The sequence below is a fragment of the Agromyces sp. C10 genome (assembly GCF_023217995.1).
Classification (GTDB): Bacteria; Actinomycetota; Actinomycetes; order Actinomycetales; family Microbacteriaceae; genus Agromyces; species Agromyces indicus.
The window spans coordinates 22015-39830 of the sequence record NZ_JALPSX010000010.1; the positions used below are offsets into that span (position 1 = coordinate 22015).

The 17816-nt window shown below is 72.4% G+C and carries 12 protein-coding genes; 11 read left to right on the plus strand and 1 reads right to left on the minus strand.

Annotation, left to right across the window (positions count from 1 at the left end):
• Window positions 1-205 precede the first annotated feature (205 nt).
• The 11 genes from M1L56_RS12170 to M1L56_RS12220 all read left to right on the plus strand — a co-directional run bounded on the left by M1L56_RS12170 (window position 206) and on the right by M1L56_RS12220 (window position 17262).
• Window positions 206-5548, plus strand: a complete 5343-nt coding sequence (locus tag M1L56_RS12170; RefSeq protein ID WP_248599451.1) for an Ig-like domain-containing protein — start codon at window positions 206-208, stop codon at window positions 5546-5548.
• 28 nt (window positions 5549-5576) lie between these two features.
• Window positions 5577-6545 carry a MoxR family ATPase gene (locus M1L56_RS12175; protein WP_248599452.1) on the plus strand — a complete coding sequence of 323 codons (969 nt, stop codon included), beginning with the start codon at window positions 5577-5579 and terminating at the stop codon, window positions 6543-6545.
• The gene (locus tag M1L56_RS12180) at window positions 6542-7879 is read left to right on the plus strand and encodes a DUF58 domain-containing protein (protein WP_248599453.1); all 1338 of its coding nucleotides are present in this window, start codon (window positions 6542-6544) and stop codon (window positions 7877-7879) included. The genes M1L56_RS12175 and M1L56_RS12180 overlap by 4 nt, the downstream gene beginning before the upstream one ends.
• Window positions 7876-10170 carry a transglutaminase-like domain-containing protein gene (locus tag M1L56_RS12185; protein WP_248599454.1) on the plus strand — a complete coding sequence of 765 codons (2295 nt, stop codon included), beginning with the start codon at window positions 7876-7878 and terminating at the stop codon, window positions 10168-10170. Before M1L56_RS12180 ends, M1L56_RS12185 begins: the two co-directional genes overlap by 4 nt.
• 19 nt (window positions 10171-10189) lie before the next feature.
• The gene (locus M1L56_RS16125; RefSeq protein WP_248599455.1) at window positions 10190-10735 is read left to right on the plus strand and encodes an FHA domain-containing protein; all 546 of its coding nucleotides are present in this window, start codon (window positions 10190-10192) and stop codon (window positions 10733-10735) included.
• A gap of 129 nt (window positions 10736-10864) precedes the next feature.
• Window positions 10865-12361, plus strand: a complete 1497-nt coding sequence (gene leuC / locus M1L56_RS12195) for a 3-isopropylmalate dehydratase large subunit (protein ID WP_248599456.1) — start codon at window positions 10865-10867, stop codon at window positions 12359-12361.
• 2 nt (window positions 12362-12363) lie between these two features.
• The gene (gene leuD, locus M1L56_RS12200; protein ID WP_067949371.1) at window positions 12364-12981 is read left to right on the plus strand and encodes a 3-isopropylmalate dehydratase small subunit; all 618 of its coding nucleotides are present in this window, start codon (window positions 12364-12366) and stop codon (window positions 12979-12981) included.
• Window positions 12982-14352 carry a UDP-N-acetylglucosamine 1-carboxyvinyltransferase gene (gene murA / locus M1L56_RS12205; RefSeq protein ID WP_197467017.1) on the plus strand — a complete coding sequence of 457 codons (1371 nt, stop codon included), beginning with the start codon at window positions 12982-12984 and terminating at the stop codon, window positions 14350-14352.
• A 7-nt stretch (window positions 14353-14359) separates the two neighbouring features.
• Window positions 14360-15136 carry a 1-acyl-sn-glycerol-3-phosphate acyltransferase gene (locus M1L56_RS12210; protein WP_067949370.1) on the plus strand — a complete coding sequence of 259 codons (777 nt, stop codon included), beginning with the start codon at window positions 14360-14362 and terminating at the stop codon, window positions 15134-15136.
• Complete coding sequence (locus M1L56_RS12215) at window positions 15126-16262, plus strand: NAD(P)H-dependent glycerol-3-phosphate dehydrogenase (RefSeq protein WP_067949368.1); 1137 nt, start codon at window positions 15126-15128, stop codon at window positions 16260-16262. Before M1L56_RS12210 ends, M1L56_RS12215 begins: the two co-directional genes overlap by 11 nt.
• Complete coding sequence (locus M1L56_RS12220) at window positions 16162-17262, plus strand: D-alanine--D-alanine ligase family protein (RefSeq protein WP_248599457.1); 1101 nt, start codon at window positions 16162-16164, stop codon at window positions 17260-17262. Before M1L56_RS12215 ends, M1L56_RS12220 begins: the two co-directional genes overlap by 101 nt.
• A 38-nt stretch (window positions 17263-17300) precedes the next feature.
• Here M1L56_RS12220 and M1L56_RS12225 read toward each other — a convergent pair whose 3' ends face one another.
• Complete coding sequence (locus M1L56_RS12225; protein WP_067949377.1) at window positions 17301-17810, minus strand: DUF3515 family protein; 510 nt, start codon at window positions 17808-17810, stop codon at window positions 17301-17303.
• Window positions 17811-17816 lie beyond the last annotated feature (6 nt).

Below are 17816 nucleotides of genomic sequence, written 5' to 3' on the forward strand. Positions count from 1 at the left end.
GCCCCGAATCGCCGTCGAGCGGACGCCCGGCTCGGCGGAGGGCGTTCTCCGATTCATGCGTCCGAATGGGCACCGCTCCCCATTCGGCGGCTCCGGAGGACCGTGTTAGCGTGATGCCCGGCCACCGGACTCGGGGGCCCGGGCCGCCGGTCTCCGGCGGCGACATCCGACGCCCTATCGACGGAACGCACGCGGGGAGACGAGCTTGGTCACGTTGAGGTCCTGGGTGCGCACGCGCCGCAAGACGGCCTCGGTCGTCGCGCTCGCCGTGCTCGCGGGCGTGCCCGTCGGGATCGCGGCACTCCATCAGGGCTTCCCGGTCACCGACCCCGACCTGCGGGCCCGCGAGGTCTGGGTGACGAACGCGGAGGAACTGCTCGCCGGCCGGCTGAACCGGCAGATCGAGGAACTCGACGCCGCGGTCGCCGCCGCGACCAACGACATCGACGTGTTCCAGCACGGCGACGACGCCTTCCTGTACGACCCCGGCGTCGGGTCGGTGGAGCGCATCGACCCGTCCTTCACGACGCTCGTCCAGCGCATCGACGTGCCACCCTCGTCGCAGCTCGCCTACGGCGGCGACGTCATCGCCGTGCTCTCGCCCGAAGGCGAGCTGTGGCGCGTGCCCGCCGCGGCGGACCTGGCCTTCGACTACCGGGGCACCGATCCGATCGCCGAGCTCGGCGACGACGCGCAGGTCGCCGTGAGCGGCGACGGCACCATCTTCGCCACGGCGCCGGGCGACCGCGAACTGGTCAGCATCCGACGCGACGCCGACGAGCCGCAGCGGACGGAGCTTCCCCGGCTCGGGCGGCACCAGATCGCCGCGGTCGGCGAGCGCGCGGTCGTCCTCGACGTCGAGGCCGACGTCGTCATCGCCGACGGCCGCGAGATCGACCTGCCGGAACCCGCGCTGCGGATCCAGCAGTCGGGACCCGAGCGGGACCGCGTGGCACTCGCCACGTCGACGGGCCTGCTCGACGTGCCGCTCGGAGGCGGCGACATCCGCGTCATCGACAGCGGCGCCGAGGTGCCGTCGGCCAACGCCGGCGAGGTCGCCGCGCCGGTGCGCCTCGGGTCCTGCCTCCACGGCGCGTGGGCGCCGGGGCAGCGCTACCTCGCGGCGTGCGACGACGCCGACCCCGAACCCCACTCCATCGACCAGCCGACCGCCGGGTCGCGGCTCGAGTTCCGGGTGAACCGCGACGTGATCGTGCTGAACGACCTCGCGAACGGCAACGCGTGGCTCGTCGACTCCGACCTGCGGCTCGTCGACAACTGGGAGGAGGTCACGCCGCCCGAGGAGTCCGACGAGCTCGAGGGCGACGAGAAGTCGTCGCAGCAGACGTTCGAGGACACGCTCGCCGAACGCACCGACGTGAACCGGCCGCCCGTCGCGCGCGACGACGACTACGGCGTGCGTCCCGAGCGGACGACGATCCTCGAGGTCCTCGAGAACGACACCGACCCCGACGGCGACGTGCTCACCATCGCCTCCGTCTCCGACGTGCCCGAGTCCGCCGGGCGGCTCGAGCTCATCGACGGCGGCCGGGCCCTGCAGTTCTCGCCCGCGGAGGGCGCCGCGGGCAGCGTGTCGTTCCGCTACGGGGTGAACGACGGACGCGGCGGGGTCTCCGAGGCGTCCGTGAACGTCCGCATCGTGCCCGACAGCGAGAACGCCGCACCCACGTCCATGCGCAGCGGCGCGATCAGCCTCGAGCAGGGCCGTCAGCTGTCGTACAACGTCCTCGCGGACTGGAACGACCCCGACGGCGACGACCTGTACCTCGTCAACGCATCGCCCACCGGCGGCGACACCGTGCGCTTCAGCCCCGACGGCTACGTCACCTTCGAGCACCGCTCGGCCGAGCTCGGCACCAAGGAGGTGCAGTTCACGGTCTCCGACGGGCGCACCACCGCGGCGGGGACCCTCACCGTGGAGGTCAAGCCGACGGGCACGCTCAACCCCATCGGCACGCCCGACTTCGCGCAGGCGTTCGTCGGCGAGACCGAGCTGATCGAACCCCTCGTGAACGACCTGTCGCCGTCCGGCGCCGGCCTCGAGCTGCTCGGCATCGTCGATCCGCCCGACGGGGCGACCATCACGCCGAACGTCGAGCGCGGCACGATCGCATTCTCCGCGAACGCCCCGGGGGAGTACGTCTTCCTCTACGACCTGGGCGCGGGCGCGGCCGTGAGCAAGGGCCTCATCCGGGTCCAGGTCGTCGATCCGCCCGGCGAGGCGCCGCCGCCCATCGCCGTGAAGGACACGGCCTACCTCCGCGCGGGGGAGCCGCTGACCGTCCCGGTGCTCGCGAACGACGTGTCCCCGTCCGGCCGCGTGCTCGCGGTGCAGTCGATGGACGACTCGGCAGCCGAGGGCCTGGTGTCGGTCGAGATCCTCACCAACACCGTGCTGCGCATCACCGCCTCGCAGGCGGTCGACGAGCAGCTGCAGGTCGCCTACACCGTCTCCGACGGCGTCAACGCCTCGACCGCCACCGTCACGATCGTGCCGGTGCCACCGCTCGTGAAGCACCAGCCGCCCGTGGCCGTCGACGACGGCGCCATCGTCCGGGCAGGCGACATCGTGACCGTGCCGGTGCTCGAGAACGACTACCACCCGGACGCGGCGAAGCTGCACGTCGAGCCGGAGCTGCTCGACGTCGAGGTCGGCGACGGGCTGGCGTTCGTCGACGGCGACACCGTCCGCTTCCAGGCACCCGAGGCGCCCGGCGCGTACAGCGCCGTGTACACGATCGGCGACGACCACGACCAGTCCGCTCGCGCGGCGGTGCGGTTCACGGTCGTCGCGCGCGACGCGGGCGAGAACCGCGACCCGCTGCCCACGCCGCTCACCTCGCGCACCTTCGCCGGCTCCGCCGTGACGGTCGACGTGCCGCTCGACCAGCTCGACCCCGACGGCGACTCCGTCACCCTCACCGGCATCCGCTCGGCCCCCACCCTCGGGCGGATCATCGAGCGGACCAGCACGTCGTTCACCTACGAGGCCCTCTCCGGCTCCGCGGGCACCGACAGCTTCACGTACGAGGTGCGCGACACGTTCGGCGCGACCGCCGAGGGCACCATCCGGATCGGCGTCATCCCGCGCCCGGCCGTGCAGCTGCCGCCCAAGGCCGTCGACGACGTGATCGAGATGAAGCCGGGCCGCACCGCCTCCGTCGAGGTGCTGCTCAACGACTCCGACCCGAGCGGGTACCGGCTGCGCGTGGTCGACCTGCCCGAGGTCGACGACGGCATCGAGGCCGAGATCCGCGACCGTCGACGGATCGTGGTCACCGCACCCGAGCAGGAGGCGGCGTACACGATTCGCTACGAGATCTCCAACGGCCGCGGCGGCGCCGACACCGCGTTCCTCCAGGTGGCCGTGACGGACGACGCGGTGATCGACCCGCCCACCGCGAAGGATCAGGTCATCGAGCCCGAGCAGGTGGTGGACGGCGAGTCCGTCACGGTCGATCCGCTCGCCGACGCGACGAACCCGGGCGGGCTCGTCGACGACCTCGAGGTGACGCTCGAGGGCCCGAACGCGGGGCGCGCCGAGGTGGCATCCGACGGCACCATCGACGTCGAGCCGGGACGCGAGCGCTACGCCGTCGCCTACAAGCTCACCAACACCCTCGACGACCTGTCGGCCACGGCGTTCGTCATCGTGCCCCCGGTCCCGTCGGGCGACGACACCGTCGAGGAGACCCAGCGACCCAAGACGCCGGAGGAGCTGCTCGCGGAGGAGAAGGCCAAGTTCCCGGCGCCGTACCTCAAGGAGCTCGGCGAGATCATCGTGCCCATGAACGGGCGCATCAGCTGGAACGTCGACGACCTCGTCGTCGTGCCGTCGGGCAACCCGGCCACGATCCTGTCCGCCTCGGCGACGAACTCCGGCGAGGCGCCATTCGTGAGCGGCACCGCGCTCCAGTTCGTGCCCGCGCGCGACTACCGCGGACCGGCGTCGGTGACGTTCGAGGTCACCGACGGCAAGGGCGCCGACGACCCGGTCGGCCGCAACGCGATCCTCACCATCCCGATCACCGTCGGCGATCCGAACTTCAACGACGCGCCGCCGGCGTTCACGCCCCGCAGCGAGACCATCGAGGCGGGCGAGGCGCCGCTCACGGTCGACCTGCGCTCGTCGACCGACCACCCGAACCGCGACAACATCGAGCGGGTGTCGTACCAGAACCTGTCGGGTTCGACCGCCGACATCCGCGGCGAGCTCGTCGAGGGTTCCCTGCTGCGGCTCTCCGCTCCGCTGGGCGTCCAGCCGGGCACGAAGACCCGCATCACGTTCGACGTGGTGTTCAACGAGTTCCGCGTGCCGGGCTACGTCGACGTCGCCGTCGTGTCGTCGACGCGCGCCATGCCGAAGGCGAACGACGACGGTCCGGTCGAGATGGTCCGCAGCGAGACGCGCACGATCGACGTGCTCGCCAACGACTTCAACCCCTTCGCCCCCGACGCGCCGCTCCGCATCGTCGCGGCGCAGATCGACCAGGCGGATGTCGGCGCGAACGCGTCCGTGAGCCACACCGCCTCCGACGTGACGGTGCGCACCGGCGCCGCGTTCACGGGCACGCTCAGCGTGATCTACCGCATCCAGGACGGCACTCGCGATCCCGCGCGCGAGTCGCAGGGGCGCGTGACGGTCGTCGTGCGCGACCGGCCCGACCGCCCCGCCGCGCCGGCGATCATCGGCTCGGGCGACCGCACCGTGACGATCCGCTGGGCGGCACCGGCGAACAACAACTCGCCGATCACCGCCTACCAGGTCGACGTCAACGGGCAGGCGCGCGACTTCGGCGCGAACGCCGCGGGCGTGAACCAGCAGATCGGCAACCTGACCAACGGCACCGCCTACCGGTTCATGGTGCGCGCACAGAACGCCAAGGGGTGGAGCGAGTGGTCGCCGGTGTCGGCGTCGGCGACGCCGTACGGCACGCCGACGGCACCGCGGAACGTGAACGCCCAGGTCAACGGGAACGCGCCGACGAGCGTCGACGTGTCGTGGGCGGCGCCGAGCGACACGGGCGGGGGCAGCGTCCGATACGAGGTGCGCCTCGACTCGGGGAGCTGGACGAACTCGGGAACCGACCGCGCCCACCGATTCACGGGCGTCGGCGCCGGCAGCCACACCGTGCACGTTCGCGCGGTGAACGAGGGCAGCAACAAGACCGGTCCGGCCGAGTCGCGGAACTTCACCGTGCAGGACCCGCCGCCGCCGCAGGCGGGCGCGACGGTGCGCAAGGGCGGTCCCGCCCCGTACTGCAACGGATGCCGCTACGTCATCGGCGACTACCAGAACTTCCAGCCCGGCAACTACCAGATCACCGTGCAGTACAAGGAGTGGAACACCGACGCCGCCTGGCAGAACCTGTCGACGTCGTCGTACAACCTCTCCGCGAACGGGAGCGTGCAGACGCTGAGCGGCCTCGGCACCGCGAACCCCGACCAGTACCCCGCCGTCCGCATCCGCTTCGTCGGACCGAGCGGCACCGTCTACAGCCAGGTCGCCCACTGGGGCCGGCTCTGACCCACCACCATCACGAGGACGACACACCATGACCGTGACCCAAGACCAGGCCCTGTGGTTCCAGGACGCCTTCTCGAAGCTCGTCGACAACGTCGACCGCGCCATCCTCGGCAAGCGCGAGGTCATCGAACTCGTCGTGACCGCGATGCTCTCCGACGGGCACGTGCTGCTCGAGGACTTCCCGGGCACCGGCAAGACCGTGCTCGCGAAGGCGCTCGCGAACACGCTCGACGGCACGCACTCCCGCATCCAGTTCACGCCGGACCTGCTCCCGTCGGATGTCACGGGGGTGACGATCTACGACCAGGGCAAGGGACAGTTCGAGTTCCACCGCGGGCCGATCTTCGCCTCGATCGTGCTCGCCGACGAGATCAACCGCGCGAGCCCGAAGACCCAGTCGGCGCTGCTCGAGGTCATGGAGGAGGGCCGGGTCACGGTCGACGGCGTGAGCTACGAGGTCGGCAGCCCGTTCATGGTCATCGCCACGCAGAACCCCGTCGAGCAGGCCGGCACGTACTCGCTGCCCGAGGCGCAGCTCGACCGGTTCCTCGTCAAGACCTCGCTCGGCTACCCCGACCACGACACGGCCGTGACGCTCCTGCTCGACTCGGCCAACCGCGCGCGCGCCTCGAAGGTGTCGCCGATCATCGCCTCGAGCTCGGTCACCACCATGGCGCACCTCGCCTCAGAGGTGCACGTCGACGCCGCCGTGCTGTCGTACCTCAACCAGATCGTGTCGGCGACGCGCGAGCACGCCGACTCCGCCCTCGGCGTGAGCATGCGCGGCGCCCTCGCGCTCGCCCGCACCGCGAAGACGTGGGCCATCTCGCGGGGCCGCACGTACGTCACGCCAGACGACGTGCGCGAGCTCGCCGTGCCCGTCCTCGCCCACCGCATCATCGTCGACCCCGAGTCGGAGTTCTCCGGCGTCACCGCGGAGGACATCGTCACGCGCGTGGTCGCCGACGTCGCGCCCCCGGCGTACCGGGCGGCATGACGGCCGGAACCGGCGCGCCCCCGGCACCGAAGGTCCCGTCGCAGGCGCGCATCGCTCTGCGGTCCGTGCGGCGCTCGGCCGCGGCATCCGTCGCCTCGACCGCCGCCCGGCTGCGTCGCCTCGGCGCGCGCGCAGCCGCGTTCGCCGAACCCGTCACGAGCGTCGTCTCGGCGACCGGATGGCTCGTGCTCGCCGTCGCCGCCGCCTCGTTCGCAGTCGCGTGGGCGCTCGGCTGGATCGAGCTCGCGTTCGTCGGTGCGACGCTGCTCGCCGCACTGCTCGTCGCGATCCCGTTCGTGTTCGGGCGCGTGCGCTACCGCGTCGGCGTCGAACTCCAGCCGCGCCGCGTCGTCGCCGGCGAGCGCGCCCTCGGGCGGCTGGTCGTCGAGAACATCTGCGAGGCGCCGTCGGTGCCGTCGCAGCTCGAGCTGCCGGTCGGCGCCGGGCTCGCCGAGTTCGTCATCCCCGCCATCGGTCCGGGCGACGAGCACGAGGAACTGTTCGCCGTGCCCACGCAGCGTCGCGCGGTGATCGTCGCCGGCCCCGCGGCATCCGTTCGCGGCGACCAGCTCGGACTGCTGCGCCGCGAGGTGCGCTGGACCGACCCGGTCGAGCTGTTCGTGCACCCCGCGACCGCGCGGCTGCGCCCCTCGGCGGCCGGCCTCGTGCGCGACCTCGAAGGCGAGATCACCAAGACCATCACGAACAACGACATCTCGTTCCACGCGCTGCGCGCGTACGAGCCGGGCGACGCGCTGCGCAACGTGCACTGGCGCACGTCGGCCCGCACCGGCCAGCTCATGGTGCGGCAGTACGAGGAGACGCGGCGCTCCCAGCTGCTGCTCGTGCAGGCCACCCGCGCCGACCACTACGCGTCCGAGGAGGAGTTCGAGCTCGCGGTGTCGGTGCTCGCGTCGCTGGGCGTGCAGGTGATCCGCGACGCCACGCGCCTCGCCGTCGCCACCGACCGGCTGACGCTGAACACGGCGACGCCCACGGCGCTCCTCGACGACACGAGCCGGATCGAATCGGCCGCCGCCGTCGGGGAGTCGCCCGCGGTCGGCCTCGCGCCCGCGGCGTCGCTGCGCGACCTCGTCCGCGAGGCGGCGCGCCGCGTGCCGGTGCCGAGCGTCGTGATCGTCGTCGGCGGGTCGCTGGCGCCGCTCGCGGAGTTCCGCGCGGTCGAGACCGTCTTCGGCTCCGACACCCAGGTCATCGCGTTCCGGGCCGAGGTCGGCGCGGCCTCGCGCATCGCGCGCGTGGGGGAGTCGACCGTCGTCACCGTCGGCGCGCTCGACGAACTGTCGCGCCTCGTCCGGAGGGTGCGCCCGTGACCCGCCCGCCCCGCTCCGCCCTCGTCGACCTCGGCGTGCTGTCGCTGCTGTCGCTACTCGGTGTCATCGGCTACGAGACGAGCTTCGGCGGGCTCGACTTCCTGGCCGCGGCGCTCGCCGGCATCGCGGTGGGCACGCTCGCGGCGGTCGCCGGGACGATGCTGCGGCTCGACGTCCTCACGACCGTGCTCCTCGGCATCGTGCTGTACTTCCTCGTCGGCACGCCGTTCGCCATGCCCGGCGCGGCCTTCCTCGGGGTGCTCCCCACGCTCGAGTCCCTCGCCGGGCTCGCGGTCGGCGCGGTGCACGGCTGGGCCGACATCCTCACCATCCAGGCCCCCGTCGAAGCCCCGGCGTACGTCGCCGTCGTGCCCTACGCCGCCGCCACCGTGGTGTCGCTCGTCGGCGGACTGCTGGTGCTGCGGTGGCTGCCGTCGAAGCGCACGCCGCTGCGCGCGGCCGTCGTGCTCATCGGCCCCGCCCTGCTGCTGCTGTCCGGGATCCTGCTCGGCACCGACGAGGCGTTCCTCGCGGCGGTGCGCGGGGTCGCGTTCGCCGCGATCGCGCTCACTTGGATCGCGTGGCGTCGCGGGGCGACCGTCGAGGCGTCCGGCGAGGGCGCCGCGCGTCTGCGGCGCCGGCGGCTCACCGGCGCGACCGCGGTCGTCGCCGGTGCGGTCGCCGTGGGCGCCGTCGCCGGGCTCGCCCTCGCCCCCGTCGCCCCCGACCGCTTCGTCCTCCGCGACGAGGTCGTGCCGCCCTTCGATCCGCTGGAGTTCCCGAGCCCACTGGCCGGGTACCGCACGTACACCAAGGACCTCGCCGAGGAGCCGCTCTTCCGCGTCTCCGGCCTGCAGCCCGGCGACACGCTGCGCCTCGCCGCGATGGACTCGTACTCCGGGCGGCTCTGGAACGTCGCGGGACCCGACGAGGCAGCCGGCGACGGCGGGTACTCGATCGTGGGCCGCACGCTGCCGCCGCCCGCGCTCGCCGACCTCGGCAGCGCCCGCGCGGTCGACGTCGAGGTGCTCGGGTACGACGACGTGTGGCTGCCGACCGTCGGGTACGGCTCAGAGCTGGAGCTCCGGGGCGACGCCGCGACGTCCAGCGCCGGCGACCTCCGCTACAACGCCGACGCCGGCACGGCCGTGCTGACGAGCGGGGTCGGTCCGGGCACGGCGTACCGGCTCGAGTCGCGCATCCAGCGCGAGCCCGACGACTCGGCCCTCGTGGACGTTCCGGTCGCGCAGCTCACGCTGCCCGTCGTCGAGAACCTGCCCGACGTCGTCGCCGCGAAGGCCGAGGAGTACGCCGGCGATGCGGCGAGCCCGATCGAGCAGCTGCGCGCGATCGAGCGGGGCCTGAAGACCAACGGCTTCCTCAGCCACGGCCTCGCGAGCGACGCGGTGCCCTCGCGGGCCGGCCACGGCGCCGACCGCCTCATCGAGCTGTTCACCCGCACGCAGATGGTCGGCGACGAGGAGCAGTACGCCGCCGCGATGGCGCTCATGGCCCGCCACCTGGGGTACCCGGCCCGCGTCGTGATGGGCTATGCGCCGGAGGTCGGCGAGGGCGGCGACGAGGTCGAGGTCGTCGGGTCCGACGTGACCGCCTGGGTCGAAGTGCCGTTCGAGGGCGTCGGCTGGGTCCCGTTCCGCCCCACCCCCGACAACATCGACGTGCCCCAGGAGCAGACGCCGAAGCCCAAGTCCGAGCCGCAGCCGCAGGTGCGCCAGCCGCCGCGAGCCGAGCAGGCCGACGACGAGCTGCTCACGACCGTCGAGATCGACGACACCGACGACGAGGACCGCGATCGTCCGTTCCAGCTGCCGGCCTGGGCGTGGATCGTCATCGCGAGCGTGGGCATCCCGGCGGCCGCGCTGCTGCTGCCGATGCTCGTCGCGATGCTCGCCCGCCGCCGACGCCGTCGGCTCCGCCGCAGCGGGCCGACGGATCGGCAGGCGGCCGGAGCCTGGGAGGAGCTCGTCGACCGCTACGCCGAGCTCGGGTTCGACCCGCCGGAGCGCGCGTCGCGGCTCCAGACCGCACGCGACCTCGAGCGCCAGCTCGACGAGCAGGGCCTCGGGTCGGTCCGGCTCGCCGACGACGGCGTGCGGCTCACGTCGCTCGCCGCGACGGTCGACCGCGACGTGTTCGGCGGCGGCGACGTCGAGTCGGGTGCGGTCGAGCGTCGGTGGTCCGAAGCGGATGCCGCGGCCGCGGCCGTCGCGGCGGCGGCCGGCCGACTGCGACGCCTGATCGCCCGCTACCGGGTGCACCGACGGCGCTGAGCGTGGTTAAGGTGGGGGCGTGAGCGACTTCATCGTGCCCCCGCCGGGACTCGTGCCCGACGCGCCCGCGCCGGCCGAGCCCGAGCGCACGGTGCGGGTGCCCGATCGGATCCCCGCCTTCCGGCCGCCCGCGCCGGCCACACCGGTCCCGAGCGCGCCGCCGGGCGCCGCCGCGCCGCCCCCGGTGCCGGCCCCGCCGATCCGCCCGCACGGGCCGCGGACGGCCTGGCGCCTCCGGTCGGACGGCGGCCACGACGTCACGGTGCGGGGCCGCGTCGTGGTCGGCCGCGACCCGAGGGCGACGGATGCCGCGGCCGGGGCCGAGCCGGTCGCGATCGACGACGCGGCCCGGTCGCTGTCGAAGACGCACGCGCTGCTGGAGGTCGTGGACGACCGGCTCCTCGCCACCGACCTCGCCTCGACCAACGGCGTCCGCATCTGGCCCGAGGGCGAGGACGCCGTCGAACTCGAGCCGGGCCGGCCCACGTCCGTGCCCGAGGGAGCCGTGCTCCTGCTCGGCGACGTCGCGTTCCTCGTGAACCGGGCCCCCGACGCGACGGTGTAACCTGAGGATCGTGCGCGTACCGTTCCGCCTCCTCCTTCGGTGCCGCGACGGGGCCTAGTTCGACCGGCCGCCCCCGTCGCGGAGTCCGTCGTCGGCTGATCCCCCACGATCCGAGAGAGACGTTCATCGATGAATCCGCCCACTGAGCCGCAGGCCCGCCCGCGCACCCTCGCCGAGAAGGTCTGGGATGCGCACCTCGTCGCGAAGGGCGAGGACGGCACCCCCGACCTCATCTACATCGACCTGCACCTCGTGCACGAGGTCACCAGCCCGCAGGCCTTCGACGGCCTCCGGCTGGCCGGTCGCCCGGTCCGCCGTCCCGACCTGACGATCGCGACCGAGGACCACAACACGCCCACGCTGAACATCGACCGGCCGATCGCCGACCCGACCAGCCGCACGCAGATCGAGACGCTGCGCCGCAACGCGGAGGAGTTCGGCATCCGCCTGCACTCCCTCGGCGACGTCGAGCAGGGCATCGTGCACGTCGTCGGCCCGCAGCTCGGCCTCACCATGCCGGGCATCACGGTCGTCTGCGGCGACAGCCACACGTCGACCCACGGCGCGTTCGGCGCGATGGCGTTCGGCATCGGCACGAGCGAGGTCGAGCACGTGCTCGCCACCCAGACGCTGCCGCTGAAGCCGTTCAAGACGATGGCGATCAACGTCGAGGGCACGCTCCGGCCCGGCGTCACGGCCAAGGACATCATCCTCGCCGTGATCGCGAAGATCGGCACCGGCGGCGGACAGGGCTACGTGCTCGAGTACCGGGGCAGCGCCATCCGCTCGCTGTCGATGGACGGCCGCATGACGATCTGCAACATGTCGATCGAGGCGGGCGCACGGGCCGGCATGGTCGCCCCCGACGAGACGACGTTCGCCTACCTGCAGGGCCGCCCGCACGCCCCGCGCGGCGCCGACTGGGACGCCGCGGTCGACTACTGGAAGACGCTGCCCACCGACGAGGGCGCGACCTTCGACGCCGAGGTGTTCATCGACGCCGACGCGCTCGAACCGTTCGTGACCTGGGGCACGAACCCCGGCCAGGGCGTCTCCCTCAGCGACGTCGTGCCCGACCCGGCGTCGATCGACGACCAGCACGAGCGCGCCGCCGCCGAGCGCGCCCTCGAGTACATGGACCTCGAGCCGGGCACGCCGTTGAAGCAGATCCCGGTCGACGCGGTCTTCATGGGGTCGTGCACCAACAGCCGCATCGAGGACCTGCGGGCCTTCGCGTCGATCATCCAGGGTCGGAAGAAGGCCGACGGCGTGCGCGTCATGGTCGTGCCCGGGTCGGCGCGGGTGCGCCTCGAGGCCGAGGCCGAGGGGCTCGACAAGGTGTTCGAGGAGTTCGGCGCCGAGTGGCGCTTCGCCGGCTGCTCGATGTGCCTCGGCATGAACCCCGACCAGCTCGCCCCCGGCGAACGGTGCGCGTCGACCTCGAACCGCAACTTCGAGGGCCGCCAGGGCAAGGGCGGCCGCACGCACCTCGTGTCGCCGCTCGTCGCCGCCGCGACGGCCGTCCGCGGCACCCTCTCGAGCCCGTGGGACCTCGAGCAGGAGGGAGCGGCCGGGTCCGACACGGCCGTACCGGCGTACTCGACCGGCGGAGCGAAGGGGAACTGACGATGGAGAAGATCAGCACCGTCACGGGCGTCGCCGCACCGCTGCGCCGGTCCAACGTCGACACCGACCAGATCATCCCCGCGGTCTTCCTCAAGCGCGTCACCAAGACGGGCTTCGAGGACGCCCTGTTCCACGGCTGGCGCCAGGACCCCGAGTTCGTGCTCAACGACCCCGCCTACGCGGGCGCGGCGATCCTCATCGCGGGCCCGGACTTCGGCACGGGCTCGAGCCGCGAGCACGCCGTCTGGGCGCTTCGCGACTTCGGCTTCCGCGTCGTGATCTCGAGCCGCTTCGGCGACATCTTCCGCGGCAACGCCGGCAAGCAGGGTCTGCTCGCCGCGCAGGTCGCCTACGAGGACGTCGAGCGCCTCTGGGCGGCGATCGAGGACCAGCCGGGAATAGCGGCGACCGTCGATCTGGTTGAGCGTACGGTGAGCATCGGCTCGCTCACGGTTTCATTCGACATCGACGATTACACTCGGTGGCGGCTCTTGGAGGGACTCGACGACATCGGGCTCACCCTCCGGGACGAGCCGGCCATCGCCGAGTTCGAGTCGCACCGTGAGGCGTGGCGGCCGACCACGCTCCCGATCCGGGAGCCGGCAGAGACAGGGAACTGAGTGAACACACTCGTGAATGACGCGAAGCAGCACGGAACGGCGGTGGGCCTCCAGGTCGACCGCATCACGATCAACGGGGGCAAGCCGCTTCGGGGTCGGATCGAGCTGAAGGGCGCCAAGAACCTCGTCACCAAGGCGATGGTCGCGGCGATCCTCGGCGACACCCCGAGCGTCCTGAAGGACGTCCCGAACATCAGCGACGTGCGCATCGTCCGCGGCCTGCTCGAGGTGCACGGCGTGACCGTGACCGAGGGCGCCGACGAGGGCGACCTCGTCCTCGACCCGTCCGCCGTCGAGACGGCGCACATGGCCGAGGTCGACGCCCACGCGGGTTCGAGCCGCATCCCGATCCTGTTCTGCGGTCCGCTGCTGCACCGGCTCGGCGAGGCGTTCATCCCCGACCTCGGCGGATGCCGCATCGGCGACCGCCCGATCGACTACCACCTCGAGGTCCTGCGCAACTTCGGCGCGATCGTCGAGAAGCTCCCGAGCGGCATCCGGATGTCGGCCCCCAACGGGCTGCACGGCGCGAAGGTGTCGCTGCCGTACCCGAGCGTGGGCGCGACCGAGCAGGTGCTGCTCACCGCGGTGCTCGCCGACGGCATCACCGAGCTGTCCGGCGCGGCGATCGAGCCCGAGATCATGGACCTCATCAACATCCTCCAGAAGATGGGCGCCATCATCTCGGTCGACACCGACCGCGTCATCCGCATCGAGGGCGTCGAGAAGCTCCAGGGCTACACCCACCGCGCGCTCTTCGACCGCAACGAGGCCGCCAGCTGGGCCGCCGCGGCGCTCGCGACCGAGGGCGACATCTTCGTCGGCGGTGCGCGCCAGGCCGAGATGCTCATGTTCCTCAACGTCTTCCGCAAGGTCGGCGGCGCGTTCGACATCGCCGAGGACGGCATCCGCTTCTACCACCCGGGTGGCGAGCTGAAGCCCGTCATCATCGAGACCGACGTGCACCCCGGGTTCATGACCGACTGGCAGCAGCCCCTCGTCGTGGCCCTCACCAAGGCCAAGGGTGTGTCGATCGTGCACGAGACCGTCTACGAGCAGCGCTTCGGCTTCGTCGACGCGCTCGTCGAGATGGGCGCGTCGATCGAGGTGCACAAGGAGTGCCTCGGCGGTCGCCCGTGCCGGTTCGGCCAGCGCAACTTCAAGCACTCCGCGGTGATCTCGGGCCCGGCGCAGCTGCACGGCGCCGACATCGAGGTGCCCGACCTGCGCGGCGGCTTCAGCCACCTCATCGCGGCGCTCACCGCCGAGGGGCGTTCGACCGTGTCGAACGTCGGCATCATCGCGCGCGGGTACGAGAACTTCATCACCAAGCTCGAGCTGCTCGGGGCGGACTTCGCGCTCGAAGGATAATGGGTCAGTGCCACATCAAGACCCCGCATCCGCGCCGGCCGCGAAGCCCGGTTCCGAGAAGCGTCGACCCTCGTTCTTCTGGGTCCTCGCCGTCCTGATCCTCCCGCTGTGGAGCCTCGGGGTGAAGTACCGCTTCCACCACGGCGAGCGGATGCCGCAGACCGGGCCGGTCGTGCTCTCGCCGAACCACTACAGCGAGGTCGACCCGCTCGTCATGGGCGTCGCCGCGTGGCACCTCGGCCGCGCGCCGCGCTTCCTCGCGAAGGCGTCGCTGTTCAAGAACCCGGTGCTCGGCTGGTTCCTGCGCACCTCGGGGCAGATCCCCGTCGAACGCGCCGGCAGCCAGAGCCACGCGGCGATCCGGGCCGCGGAGCAGCTGGTCGAGAAGGGGCGCATGGTCATCGTGTACCCCGAGGGTTCGCTCACGCGCGACCCCGACCTGTGGCCCATGCGCGGCAAGACCGGCGCCGTCCGCATCGCGCTCGAGCGCGACATCCCGCTGGTGCCCGCCGCGCACTGGGGCACGCAGGCGATCCTGCCCCGGTACGGCAAGAAGCTCAGCCTGTTCCCGCGCAAGACCGTCGACGTGATCATCGGCGAGCCCCTCGACCTCTCCGCCTACCGCGGCAAGCCGCTCGACCAGGCGACGCTGCTCAAGGCGACCGACGAGCTCATGAACGCGATCGCCGCGCTCCTCGGCGAGCTCCGCGGCGAGATTCCGCCGGCCGAGCGCTGGGACCCGGCCAAGCACGGCCAGAAGGAGACGGGACGCCTTGAAGGCTAGGACGCCGCGCCGGGGCCCGGGCAAGCGCGTGGCCGTCCTCGGCGCCGGCAGCTGGGGCACCACGTTCGCCAAGATCCTCGCCGACGGCGGGGCCGACGTCGTCCTCTGGGCGCGCCGCCCCGAGCTCGCGCGGGAGATCCAGGAGGGCAAGCGCAACAGCGACTACCTCCCCGGCGTGAACCTGCCCATCGGCCTCCGCTCGACGAGCCGGCTCGACCTCGCGCTCGCGGGCGCCGAGCAGGTGTACGTGTGCGTGCCGAGCCAGACGCTGCGCCAGAACCTGATCGAGGCCGAGCCGCACCTGCACGCGGAGGCGATCGTCGTCTCGCTCATGAAGGGCGTCGAGAAGTCGACGGGCCACCGCATGAGCGAGGTCATCGCCGAGGTCCTGCCCATCGCCGAGTCGAAGATCGCCGTGATCTCCGGGCCGAACCTGGCGCTCGAGATCGCGAAGGAGCAGCCCACGGCCGCGGTCGTCTCGTCGACGAGCCTCGAGACGGCGCAGGCCGTGGCATCCGTGGCCCGCAACCCGTACTTCCACTCGTTCGTGAACACGGATGTCATCGGCACCGAGTTCGGCGGCGTGCTGAAGAACCTCATCGCGGTCGCGATCGGCATCGTCGACGGTGCGGGCTACGGCGAGAACACCAAGGCCTCGATCATCACCCGCGGCCTCGTGGAGATGACCGACTTCGCCGTCGCGCACGGCGCGCACCCCGACACCCTGTCGGGCCTCGCGGGCCTCGGCGACCTGATCGCGACGTGCCAGTCGCCGCTGTCGCGCAACAACACCGCCGGGCGCCTGCTCGGCCAGGGCTACAAGCTGCCCGAGGTCGTCAACCAGATGCAGCAGACCACCGAGGGGCTCGCGTCGGTCGGGCCGATCCTCGAGCTCGCGCGCGCGAAGGGCGTGGAGATGCCCATCGTCGAGCAGGTCCGGCAGGTGCTCGCCGGCACGCTCGCCCCGAAGGACATCGCGCCGCACCTCACGACCGACGACGAGCCCCAGGGCGAAAGGACGATGGATGGACAAGCTCAGGGTGGTACTGCTCTTCGGCGGGCGCTCCAGCGAGCATTCGATCAGCTGCGCAACGGCGGCCGGAGTGCTGCAGGCGATCGACCGTGACCGCTACGAGCTGATCCCCGTCGGCATCACCCGCGCGGGCGCCTTCGTGCTCGAGGCCGACGACCCGTCGCGGTTCGCGCTCGACCCCGAGCGGCTTCCGGAGGTGCACGACAACGGGACGCGAGTGCGGTGGCCCGACAGCTCTGCCTCGCGCGAGCTGCGCGTGACGACCGCGAGCGGCGAGGAGTCCTCGCTCGGCGACATCGACCTGGTGTTCCCGATCCTCCACGGCCCGTTCGGCGAGGACGGCACCATCCAGGGCCTGTTCGAGCTGCTCGGCCTCCCGTACGTCGGCTCGGGCGTGCTCGCGAGCGCGCTCGGCATGCACAAGCACTTCACCAAGACCGCGCTGCAGGGCGCGGGCATCCCGGTCGCGCCGTGGCGCACGGTCACCGCGCGCGAGTGGGCCGACGACTCCGAGCGCGTGCGCGCCGATGCGGCCGCCCTCGGCCTGCCCCAGTTCGTCAAGCCCGCGCGTGCGGGATCGAGCGTGGGCGTCAGCCGGGTGGCCGAGGCGGGCGATCTCGACGCGGCCCTCGAGGTGGCGTTCGCCGAGGACGACACGGTGCTCATCGAGGCCGCCATGGTCGGCCGCGAGGTCGAGATCGCCGTGCTCGGCGGCGCGCCGGGGGAGCGGCCGCGTGCGTCGGTCGCGGGCGAGATCGTGCTCACCGGCGACGGCTTCTACGACTTCGCCGCGAAGTACCTCGATGCCCCGGGCGTCGACCTGGTCTGCCCGGCCGACCTCGGCGAGGGCCGGCTGGAGGAGATGCGCGACCTCGCGATCCGCGCCTTCGAGGCGATCGGGGCCGAGGGCCTCGCACGCGTCGACTTCTTCCTCACCGAAGACGGGTTCGTCGTCAACGAGTTGAACACGATGCCGGGCTTCACGCCGATCTCGATGTTCCCCCGCTGCTGGCAGGAGTCCGGGGTGACTTACCCCGAGCTGGTCGACGAGCTCATCCGCGTCGGCCTCGCGCGAGGCGTCCGGCTCGGCTGAGCCGACGCTCCGCGGCGGCGGGCCGGCTCGGCGGGGGATCACCCCTCCGGCGCGAGGTCCTCGAGGTCGGTGCATCCGCCGTCGGCCTCGATGACCGACACCGCGGACGACACGTCGGCGATCGCGGTCGTCCCCGCCACCACGTCGTTGTCGACGACGACCTCGACGGCGGGCGTGCGCCCGTAGGTCGTGAACCGGTAGCGCGGCGCGTCGGACTCGTCGATGATCCAGTCGACCTCGTCGACGCTCACGCACCGCAGCGTCGTGGGTCCGGGCGGTTCGACGCCGCAGCGCAGCAGGACCGACGCCGGCGTGCCCCACGCGCCGGTGCCCTGCGCATCGGTCTCGCGGGCCTCCTGCCCGGCGACGACGTCGGGCAGTCGCACGATCACCGCGGCGCAGTCGGGGTCGACGGCGTCGGGCGCGGCCTCGAACGGCACTGGTCGTGCGCACGAGGCGAGCAGCGGCAGGGCGACGACGGCCACGGATGCCGCGGCGACGAGCCGCGGCAGCGTGCGTCGGGGGCGGCGGGGGCGGGGAGCGGGCATCGCCAT